Below are 9,780 nucleotides of genomic sequence, written 5' to 3' on the forward strand. Positions count from 1 at the left end.
CGCGTCACGTGTTATTCGGTTTCCAGATCGATGTCGATACCCAGAGAACGAATCTCTTTGATCAGCACGTTGAAGGACTCGGGCATGCCCGGCTCCATACGGTGATCGCCGTCCACGATGTTCTTGTACATCTTGGTACGGCCGTTCACATCGTCCGACTTCACTGTGAGCATTTCTTGCAGGGTGTATGCCGCGCCGTATGCTTCCAGCGCCCACACTTCCATCTCCCCGAAACGCTGACCACCGAACTGCGCCTTGCCACCCAGCGGCTGCTGGGTAACCAGGCTGTAGGAACCAGTGGAACGCGCGTGCATCTTGTCGTCCACCAAGTGGTTCAGCTTCAGCATGTACATGTAGCCAACGGTGACCGGACGCTCGAACTTGTTACCGGTGCGACCATCGAACAGCTGCATCTGGCCGCTTTCCGGCATGTCGGCCAGTTTCAGCATGGCCTTGATTTCGCTTTCCTTGGCACCGTCGAACACCGGGGTGGCCATTGGAACGCCGCCCTTGAGGTTCTTCGCCAGGTCCAGGATTTCCTGGTCGGAGAAGGTTTCCAGCTGCTCTTGACGGCCACCGATCTCGTTGTAGATCTCGGTCAGGAACTTGCGCAGATCAGCTACCTTACGCTGCTCTTCGAGCATGGTGTTGATCTTCTCGCCCAGGCCCTTGGCCGCGAGGCCCAGGTGGGTTTCGAGAATCTGACCAACGTTCATGCGCGACGGTACACCCAGAGGGTTGAGTACCACGTCCACCGGCGTACCGTTGGCGTCGTGCGGCATGTCCTCGACAGGCATGATCACCGAGACCACACCTTTGTTACCGTGACGACCGGCCATCTTGTCACCCGGCTGGATGCGACGGCGGATGGCCAGGTAGACCTTGACGATCTTCAGCACGCCTGGAGCCAGGTCATCGCCTTGCTGCAGCTTGCGCTTCTTGTCTTCGAACTTGTCGTCCAGCAGACGGCGGCGATCGACGATATAGGCCTGAGCCTTCTCGAGCTGCTCGTTGAGCGCGTCTTCGGCCATGCGCAGCTTGAACCACTGACCGTGTTCCAGGCCGTCGAGGACCTCGTGGGTGACCTCGGTGCCTTTCTTCAGGCCAGCGCCGCCTTCGACGATCTGACCCATCAGGGCCGAGCGCAGACGTTCGAAGGTCGCGCCTTCGACGATGCGGAACTCTTCGTTCAGGTCCTTGCGGATTTCGTCCAGCTGGCTCTTCTCGATCGACAGTGCACGAGCATCACGCTCGACGCCGTCACGGGTGAAGACCTGTACGTCGATGACGGTACCCTTGGTGCCGGTAGGCACGCGCAGGGAGGTGTCCTTAACGTCGCTGGCCTTCTCGCCGAAGATCGCACGCAGCAGTTTTTCTTCCGGAGTCAGTTGGGTCTCGCCTTTCGGAGTGACCTTGCCGACCAGGATGTCGCCGGCGCCGACTTCGGCACCTACGTAAACGATACCGGCTTCGTCCAGCTTGTTCAGCGCCGCTTCACCCACGTTCGGGATGTCGGCAGTGATTTCCTCTGGGCCAAGCTTGGTGTCACGGGCCACACAGGTCAGTTCCTGGATGTGGATCGTGGTAAAGCGATCTTCCTGAACCACACGCTCGGACAGGCAGATGGAGTCTTCGAAGTTGAAGCCGTTCCACGCCATGAACGCGATGCGCATGTTCTGACCCAGCGCCAGTTCACCCATGTCGGTGGACGGACCGTCGGCCATGATGTCGCTGCGCTGAACCACGTCACCCTTGTTCACCAGCGGACGCTGGTTGATGCAGGTATTCTGGTTCGAGCGGGTGTACTTGGTCAGGTTGTAGATGTCGACACCGGCTTCGCCAGTCTCGACTTCGTCATCGGCAACCCGGACCACGATACGGCTGGCATCGACGGAGTCGATCACGCCACCACGACGAGCCACGACGCAGACGCCGGAGTCACGGGCAACGTTGCGCTCCATGCCGGTACCTACCAGCGGCTTGTCGGCACGCAGGGTCGGTACAGCTTGACGCTGCATGTTCGAGCCCATCAACGCACGGTTGGCGTCGTCGTGCTCGAGGAACGGAATCAGCGATGCGGCGACCGAAACAACCTGCTTGGGCGAAACGTCCATCAGGGTGACGTCTTCCGGCGCCTTGACGGTGAATTCGTTCAAGTGACGTACGGCCACCAGCTCGTCGATCAGAACCTTCTTGTCGTTCATCGTGGCCGAAGCCTGAGCGATCACGTGATCGGCCTCTTCGATGGCGGACAGGAACACGATCTCGTCGGTGACCAGAGCGTCCTTCACCACACGGTACGGGCTTTCCAGGAAGCCGTACTGGTTGGTGCGCGCATAGGCCGCCAGGGAGTTAATCAAGCCGATGTTCGGACCTTCCGGCGTTTCGATCGGGCACACGCGACCGTAGTGCGTCGGGTGAACGTCGCGCACTTCGAAGCCGGCACGCTCGCGAGTCAAACCACCAGGGCCGAGTGCAGAGACACGACGCTTGTGGGTGATCTCGGACAGCGGGTTGTTCTGGTCCATGAACTGCGACAGCTGGCTGGAACCGAAGAACTCTTTCACCGCGGCAGCAACAGGCTTGGCGTTGATCAGGTCCTGCGGCATCAAGCCTTCGCTTTCGGCCATCGACAGGCGTTCCTTGACCGCACGCTCGACGCGTACCAGGCCTACACGGAACTGGTTCTCGGCCATCTCGCCGACGCAGCGAACACGACGGTTACCCAGGTGGTCGATGTCGTCGACGATGCCCTTGCCGTTGCGGATGTCGACCAGGGTCTTCAATACGGCAACGATGTCTTCCTTGCTCAGAACACCCGAACCTTCGATCTCGGTACGACCGATACGACGGTTGAACTTCATCCGGCCGACCGCAGACAGGTCGTAGCGCTCGGGGCTGAAGAACAGGTTGTTGAACAGGGTCTCGGCGGCATCCTTGGTTGGAGGCTCGCCTGGACGCATCATGCGGTAGATTTCCACCAGCGCTTCAAGCTGATTGCCGGTGGAGTCGATCTTCAAGGTGTCGGAGATGAACGGACCACAGTCGATATCGTTGGTATACAACGTTTCGATGCGAACGACCTGCGCCTTGGCGATCTTGAGCAGCAGGTCGGTGGTCAGTTCGGTGTTGCACTCGCACAGGATCTCGCCAGTCGCCGGGTGCACGATGGCCTTGGCCGTGGTGCGACCCAGAACGTAGTCCAGCGGCACTTCCAACTGCTTGATGTTGGCTTTTTCGATCTGGTTGATGTGTCGAGCCGTGATGCGACGGCCTTGCTCGACAATCACCTTGCCTTTCTCATCGAGGATATCGAGGACGGCAATTTCACCACGCAGGCGCTGGGGCACCAGTTCCAGGCTGAGCACTTCGCCCTGCACGTGGAATACGTTGGTGGTGTAGAACGCATCGAGGACCTGCTCGGTGCTGTAGCCCAGAGCGCGCAGCAATACCGAGGCAGGCAGCTTGCGACGACGGTCAATCCGGACGAATACACAGTCTTTCGGATCGAACTCGAAGTCCAGCCAGGAGCCACGGTAAGGAATGATACGGGCCGAATAGAGCAGCTTGCCCGAGCTGTGCGTCTTGCCACGGTCGTGGTCGAAGAACACACCCGGCGAACGGTGCAACTGGGAAACGATGACGCGCTCGGTACCGTTGATTACGAAGGTACCGTTCTCGGTCATCAGGGGGATTTCCCCCATGTAGACTTCCTGCTCCTTGATGTCCTTGATCGCTTTGTTCGACGATTCTTTGTCGAAAATGATCAGGCGCACTTTCACGCGCAGCGGCACAGCGTAGGTCACGCCACGCAGTACGCACTCTTTGACGTCAAAGGCCGGTTCGCCCAGACGATAACCAACGTACTCCAGAGCAGCGTTGCCGGAGTAGCTGATGATCGGGAAAACGGATTTGAAGGCCGCATGCAGACCGACATCACGGAACTGGTCCTTGGTCGCGCCCGCCTGCAAGAATTCGCGATACGAATCCAGCTGGATAGCCAAGAGGTACGGTACGTCCATGACGTCCGGCAACTTGCTAAAGTCCTTGCGGATACGTTTTTTCTCAGTATATGAGTAAGCCATCAGCGTTCCCCAGCTTGGTCACCTGCTTGTGGCTTCTCCCGACGGGAGCAGCCAGAAAATCGTGCAAACCCCGTGGTTTGCGCCACCCTTGGGTGGTTACAGCGCGTTGCCGGCGTCGACCTGATCGACTGCCAGTAACGGAAAAAGGCCGGTGGCATGAGCCACCAGCCATCAGCCTTTCGCTTGACGCTCGGGCTGGAGACGCAAGGTCGATGCTTACTTCAGCTCGACTTTGGCGCCTGCTTCTTCCAGCGTTGCTTTGGCTTTGTCGGCTGCGTCTTTGGCAACAGCTTCCAGAACCATGGCAGGAGCGCCGTCAACTACAGCCTTGGCTTCTTTCAGGCCCAGACCGGTCAGTTCACGAACTGCCTTGATCACGTTTACTTTCTTCTCGCCAGCTTCCAGCAGCATGACGTTGAATTCGGTTTGCTCTTCAGCAACAACTGCAGCAGCAGCTGGGCCAGCAGAAGCAGCGGCAGCGGAAACGCCGAATTTTTCTTCGAAAGCTTTGATCAGCTCAACAACCTGCAGAACCGACATTTCAGCTACGGCGTTGAGGATATCGTCTTGGGAGATAGACATTGCTGTATTTCCTGAATTGGGGGACGGCCTACACGGCCATCGAAATAAACAAAAAAGCGCGAGAGAAAATGCTCAGCCTCAGGCTGCAGCAGCTTCTTTTTGCTCGCGAACTGCGGCCAGAGTACGAGCCAGCTTGCTGGTAGCGCCTTGAATCACGCTCATCAGCTGCGAAATGGCTTCGTTACGGGTCGGCAGTGTTGCCAGTACGTCGATTTGGTTAGCTGCGAGGAACTTGCCCTCGAACGCAGCTGCCTTGATCTCGAACTTGTCCTGACCCTTGGCGAATTCCTTGAACAAGCGAGCAGCAGCACCCGGGTGTTCGGTAGAGAATGCGATCAGGGTCGGGCCGGTGAACACGTCGTTGAGGACACTGTATTCAGTGTCGGCAACAGCGCGCTTGAGCAGAGTGTTACGTACGACACGTACGTATACGCCAGCTTCACGAGCCTCTTTACGGAGTCCGGTCATAGCGCCTACTGTCACACCACGGGCATCAGCCACGACAGCGGACAGAGCAGCTTTGGCAGCCTCGTTGACTTCAGCGACGATGGCCTTCTTGTCTTCGAGATTAATTGCCACGGGTTCAACTCCTGCTTGTTACCGTTTCATCTGGCCGAAGCCGGATGTCGTTTTGGTGTCTGATTCGGTAAGGAACCGGGAGCACCATCTGCGTAGGCTTGAGGTTTAAGGCTTGCGCCGCCTACGGTCTTGGATAGCCCCCGCCAGGCAGGGACCCCAATTTTTCAGCCAATGGCACGGTCACCCGCGCCACCGGCAACGTCTTACGCGTCCAGCGAGCCTTGGTCGATGACCAGACCTGGGCCCATGGTGGTGCTCAGGGTGACGCGCTTGACGTAGATGCCTTTCGAGGAAGCCGGCTTGATGCGCTTCAGATCAGCGATCAGGGCTTCAACGTTTTCCTTCAGCTTGACGGCGTCGAAACCGACCTTGCCAACGGAAGTGTGGATGATGCCGTTCTTGTCGGTGCGGTAGCGAACCTGACCAGCCTTGGCATTCTTGACGGCGTTGGCGACGTCTGGCGTCACGGTACCGACTTTCGGGTTAGGCATCAGGCCACGTGGACCGAGGATCTGACCCAATTGACCAACAACGCGCATGGCATCCGGAGATGCGATGACGACGTCATAGTTCAGGTCGCCGCCTTTCATTTCGGCAGCCAGGTCGTCCATGCCTACGCGGTCTGCGCCGGCAGCCAGAGCCGCTTCGGCAGCTGGACCCTGGGTGAACACGGCAACCCGTACGGTCTTGCCAGTGCCGTGCGGCAGCACAGTAGCGCTACGTACGACCTGGTCGGATTTACGTGGGTCAACGCCCAGGTTCACAGCCACGTCAACGGACTCGCTGAACTTGACGGTGGACAGTTCGGTCAGCAGCGCAGCTGCGTCTTCGAAGTTGTACAACTTGCCTGCTTCGATCTTGGAAGCAATAGCTTTTTGGCGCTTGGTCAGCTTAGCCATTACACACCCTCCACGTTGAGGCCCATGGAGCGAGCAGAACCGGCGATGGTACGCACGGCTGCTTCCATGTCAGCGGCAGTCAGGTCCGCATTCTTGGCTTTTGCGATGTCTTCGAGCTGAGCGCGAGTCACGGTACCGACTTTAACGGTGTTCGGACGAGCCGAGCCGCTGGTCAGGCCGGCTGCTTTCTTCAGCAGTACCGAAGCAGGGGTGCTTTTGGTCTCGAAGGTGAAGCTGCGGTCACTGTAGACAGTGATGATTACAGGAGTCGGCAAGCCGGCTTCTTGACCCTGGGTACGGGCGTTGAAGGCCTTGCAGAATTCCATGATGTTCACGCCATGCTGGCCCAGAGCCGGGCCGACGGGCGGGCTAGGGTTGGCCTGGCCGGCCTTTACTTGCAGCTTGATGTAAGCCGTGATTTTCTTAGCCATGAGCTACTCCACTATTGGGTACGAGCGCCTTTCGGCTCCCCAGTTGCTTGCGTTTTATCCCAGTGACGACAAAACCCCGCAGCTTACGCCTGCGGGGTATGGGATCCGTTTCCAATCAGACTTTTTCGACCTGACTGAACTCGAGCTCTACCGGAGTAGAGCGACCGAAAATGAGCACCGCGACCTGGATCCGGCTCTTTTCGTAATTGACTTCTTCGACGGTGCCGTTGAAATCCGCGAAAGGACCATCGGTCACACGAACGACTTCGCCCGGCTCGAACAGCGTCTTTGGCTTGGGCTTGTCGCTACCGTCAGCGACGCGACGCAGGATAGCTTCAGCTTCCTTGTCGGTAATCGGAGCAGGCTTGTCTGCCGTGCCGCCGATGAAACCCATGACCCGAGGCGTATCCTTGACCAAGTGCCAAGTACCTTCGTTCATGTCCATCTGCACCAGCACATAGCCTGGAAAGAACTTGCGTTCGCTTTTACGCTTTTGGCCATTTCGCATCTCGACCACTTCTTCAGTGGGGACGAGAATTTCGCCAAAACCGTCTTCCATACCAGCCAGCTTTACACGCTCGATCAAAGAGCGCATAACATGCTTCTCGTAACCCGAGTAAGCATGCACAACGTACCAACGCTTAGCCACGGGACACCCTTAGCCAACAATCAAGGAAACAAGCCAGCCGAGCAGGGAATCGAGCCCCCACAACAGCAACGCCATGACCAGAACGACCGCGACTACGATCAGCGTGGTCTGTGTGGTCTCTTGGCGAGTCGGCCAAACGACTTTACGTATTTCGGTGCGCGCTTCCTTAGCCAGGATGAAGAACGACTTGCCTTTGGCAGTCTGCAGCGCCACATAGGCGGCCACAGCGGCAATAGCGAGAAGCGCAAGCACCCGGTACAGGATCGGCGACGCGGAGTAGTACTGATTACCAACCACGCCAACCACTACCAAAGCGATAACAACGAGCCACTTCAGCAGATCGAAACGAGATTCTGGGGCTTCAGCCTTGGGAGTCATCTAGGAGGATCCTGTGAAAAGAAAGCCAGACACACCGAGTGAATCTGGCAGGTCAGGAGGGAATCGAACCCCCAACCTACGGTTTTGGAGACCGTCGCTCTGCCAATTGAGCTACTGACCTAAAACAAATCAGGCCGAACATTATGCCGACCCGGGAAAGCTATTTCAACACCTGATTGGACTGCCATGTTGCACAAGGAGACATCAATCACCTCTGGCACAGACCTCACAACCCAAGATGCCAACAGCAGAGATGCGCAACACCCACAGGAGCGACACACATCTACCATTAAAACAAAGGCAGATATTTTCATATCTGCCTTGCAAAAATGGAGCTCTTGAGCGGATTTGAACCGCTGACCTCACCCTTACCAAGGGTGTGCTCTACCAACTGAGCTACAAGAGCTTGAAACCATGCACAAACAGCAAACTTGGAGCGGGTAGCGGGAATCGAACCCGCATCATCAGCTTGGAAGGCTGAGGTTCTACCACTAAACTATACCCGCGGAGCTTGCAGCTCACGCTAAAAATGGTGGAGGGAGAAGGATTCGAACCTTCGAAGTCGTAGACGTCAGATTTACAGTCTGATCCCTTTGGCCGCTCGGGAACCCCTCCTTAACGTGGCGGCATTTTACGCTATGCCACCTCACTGTCAAGCTTTTTCTCATTAAAATCTTGAGGTTAGCTACATCGACAGCTGTTTCACAGTGCTGGGCTTTCGCACCATCGCTGTGAAGCGGGCGCCATTCTATGCAAACCATCAGGGCCTGGCAATACCCCAGATCAGATTATTTTATGTTTTAAGTCATTGAATTCATTGGGGCCGAACATACAACCACTCACCAGGGGAGGATCGCTCCCGCACTGGCGGGACAAACGTGCCGAGCGCGTCCCTGAGAATGCTCAGCGCTGGGTTTCAGGCTTTTCGTTCAGCAGCTGGATGTGGTGCCTCTCACCCTTGTAGGTAGACAGGGGCGCCAACTCTTTGGGCCGCACGGGAAGCTCCTGGTGGTGCCACCCGGCATAGAACACGTTGAGGACCAACAGCAGTAGTACAAGCCAACGCATCGTCACTCCCCCCTCGGATCGGAAACTGCGGAAGGCCCGCTGTCTCCTACAAGGCGCAGACTGAGTTCTCCGCCACTGAACACCTGTTCCATGCCACCTACAGAAAGCCGCAGGCCACCTTGGCCATCTATTCCCAACACCCGGCCTTCAATGGCCTTCAACCCGGCACTGAGGACGACAGCCCTGCCCTGCCAAGCATGCAGCCCCTCCCACTCCTCCCGCAACTGCTCGAACCCGGACAGTGCGTGACGCTCCAGGTGACTCTGAAGCTGCACGTTGAGTTCGGCAACCAAGTCATTGCGATCGACCAGGCTCATCCGCTGCAGGCGTACGGAAGTCCAAGGCCGATCCACCGCCGTGTTCTGCCTCATATTCACATTGATACCAATACCGATGACGACATGACATACATCACTGGGATCGCCAACCAGCTCCAGCAGTATTCCTGCGAGCTTCTTGTCTCCCACCAGAATGTCGTTAGGCCACTTGAGCCTTGCCTCGCCTACACCTTGCGCATGCAGCGCTCGGACCACGGCAAGCCCCACCACCAGGCTCAAGCCTTCCAGGCGAGCCATACCCCCTTCGATACGCAGCGCCAGGCTGTAGTAGAGATTTTGCGCATAGGGACTTACCCAAGGCCTACCCCGCCGGCCCCGTCCCGCTGTCTGCTGCTCTGCAACGATCAAGAGCGGCATCTGGCTCCCGTCAGCGACGGCACGCAATGCTTCGGCATTAGTGGAGTCGACGCTACGCATGACACGCAGCTCCCAGCCCGCTGGAGCGCTTGCCGCAAGTGTCTCGCTGCAGAGCGCAGAAACAGGATCGGCAAGGCGATAGCCTTTGCCGCGCACTTTGTGCACATCGATGCCCAGTTCGGCTTGCAGCTGCTGCAGCTGCTTCCACACAGCACTGCGGCTGACCCCCAGAGCCTCGCCCAGCGCTTCGCCAGAGTGAAAATGACCGTCTTTAAGTAGATCCAGCAATGGTGACATAGCGAACTCGGCGTCTCGGTAGGGCGCAATGATAGCGATGGCGGACACTGATTTGAAACGCTAAAAAGACAAAACCCCTACCTGCTTGCGCAGATAGGGGTTTCGGAATTGAATCTT

The 9,780-nt window shown here is 57.5% G+C and carries 9 protein-coding genes and 4 tRNA genes; all 13 read right to left on the reverse strand.

Annotated elements, in window-relative coordinates; all coding sequences use genetic code 11:
• Window positions 1-11: 11 nt before the first annotated feature.
• Window positions 12-4,085: a DNA-directed RNA polymerase subunit beta gene (gene rpoB / locus IFT44_RS10900; protein ID WP_122475660.1), complete on the reverse strand. Its 4,074-nt coding sequence runs from the start codon at window positions 4,083-4,085 to the stop codon at window positions 12-14.
• Window positions 4,086-4,301: 216 nt separating this feature from the next.
• Window positions 4,302-4,667 carry a 50S ribosomal protein L7/L12 gene (gene rplL / locus IFT44_RS10905; protein WP_122475662.1) on the reverse strand — a complete coding sequence of 122 codons (366 nt, stop codon included), beginning with the start codon at window positions 4,665-4,667 and terminating at the stop codon, window positions 4,302-4,304.
• Between the two features lie 78 nt (window positions 4,668-4,745).
• Complete coding sequence (rplJ, locus tag IFT44_RS10910) at window positions 4,746-5,246, reverse strand: 50S ribosomal protein L10 (RefSeq protein ID WP_122475664.1); 501 nt, start codon at window positions 5,244-5,246, stop codon at window positions 4,746-4,748.
• 203 nt (window positions 5,247-5,449) lie between these two features.
• On the reverse strand, window positions 5,450-6,145 hold the full coding sequence (rplA, locus tag IFT44_RS10915; protein ID WP_043192511.1) for a 50S ribosomal protein L1: 696 nt from the start codon (window positions 6,143-6,145) through the stop codon (window positions 5,450-5,452).
• Window positions 6,145-6,576: a 50S ribosomal protein L11 gene (gene rplK, locus IFT44_RS10920; protein ID WP_043192510.1), complete on the reverse strand. Its 432-nt coding sequence runs from the start codon at window positions 6,574-6,576 to the stop codon at window positions 6,145-6,147. Before rplK ends, rplA begins: the two co-directional genes overlap by 1 nt.
• Window positions 6,577-6,691: 115 nt before the next feature.
• The gene (gene nusG, locus IFT44_RS10925; protein ID WP_010443972.1) at window positions 6,692-7,225 is read right to left on the reverse strand and encodes a transcription termination/antitermination protein NusG; all 534 of its coding nucleotides are present in this window, start codon (window positions 7,223-7,225) and stop codon (window positions 6,692-6,694) included.
• Window positions 7,226-7,234: 9 nt separating this feature from the next.
• Window positions 7,235-7,603, reverse strand: coding sequence for a preprotein translocase subunit SecE (gene secE, locus IFT44_RS10930; RefSeq protein ID WP_122475668.1), 369 nt, complete (start codon window positions 7,601-7,603; stop codon window positions 7,235-7,237).
• A 45-nt stretch (window positions 7,604-7,648) separates the two neighbouring features.
• Window positions 7,649-7,724 (reverse strand) — tRNA-Trp (locus IFT44_RS10935).
• A gap of 209 nt (window positions 7,725-7,933) precedes the next feature.
• Window positions 7,934-8,009, reverse strand: a tRNA-Thr gene (locus IFT44_RS10940).
• A gap of 26 nt (window positions 8,010-8,035) precedes the next feature.
• Window positions 8,036-8,109 (reverse strand) — tRNA-Gly (locus tag IFT44_RS10945).
• 24 nt (window positions 8,110-8,133) lie between these two features.
• Window positions 8,134-8,218 (reverse strand) — tRNA-Tyr (locus tag IFT44_RS10950).
• A 288-nt stretch (window positions 8,219-8,506) separates the two neighbouring features.
• Window positions 8,507-8,671 (reverse strand): hypothetical protein, encoded by a 165-nt coding sequence (locus tag IFT44_RS10955; protein WP_185795443.1) that lies wholly within the window; start codon window positions 8,669-8,671, stop codon window positions 8,507-8,509.
• Between the two features lie 2 nt (window positions 8,672-8,673).
• Window positions 8,674-9,663: a bifunctional biotin--[acetyl-CoA-carboxylase] ligase/biotin operon repressor BirA gene (gene birA / locus IFT44_RS10960; RefSeq protein ID WP_192175889.1), complete on the reverse strand. Its 990-nt coding sequence runs from the start codon at window positions 9,661-9,663 to the stop codon at window positions 8,674-8,676.
• Window positions 9,664-9,780: the final 117 nt, after the last annotated feature.

The sequence above is a fragment of the Pseudomonas sp. CFBP 13710 genome, from assembly GCF_014842235.1.
In the GTDB taxonomy this organism is placed as follows: Bacteria; Pseudomonadota; Gammaproteobacteria; order Pseudomonadales; family Pseudomonadaceae; genus Aquipseudomonas; species Aquipseudomonas baltica.

What these genes read in the sequence shown, in the direction of transcription:
- rpoB (WP_122475660.1), bottom strand. Translation starts at nt 4,085, where the DNA reads ATGGCTTACTCATATACTGAGAAAAAACGTATCCGCAAGGACTTTAGC.
- rplL (WP_122475662.1), bottom strand. Translation starts at nt 4,667, where the DNA reads ATGTCTATCTCCCAAGACGATATCCTCAACGCCGTAGCTGAAATGTCG.
- rplA (WP_043192511.1), bottom strand. Translation starts at nt 6,145, where the DNA reads ATGGCTAAGCTGACCAAGCGCCAAAAAGCTATTGCTTCCAAGATCGAA.
- rplK (WP_043192510.1), bottom strand. Translation starts at nt 6,576, where the DNA reads ATGGCTAAGAAAATCACGGCTTACATCAAGCTGCAAGTAAAGGCCGGC.
- secE (WP_122475668.1), bottom strand. Translation starts at nt 7,603, where the DNA reads ATGACTCCCAAGGCTGAAGCCCCAGAATCTCGTTTCGATCTGCTGAAG.
- IFT44_RS10955 (WP_185795443.1), bottom strand. Translation starts at nt 8,671, where the DNA reads ATGCGTTGGCTTGTACTACTGCTGTTGGTCCTCAACGTGTTCTATGCC.
- birA (WP_192175889.1), bottom strand. Translation starts at nt 9,663, where the DNA reads ATGTCACCATTGCTGGATCTACTTAAAGACGGTCATTTTCACTCTGGC.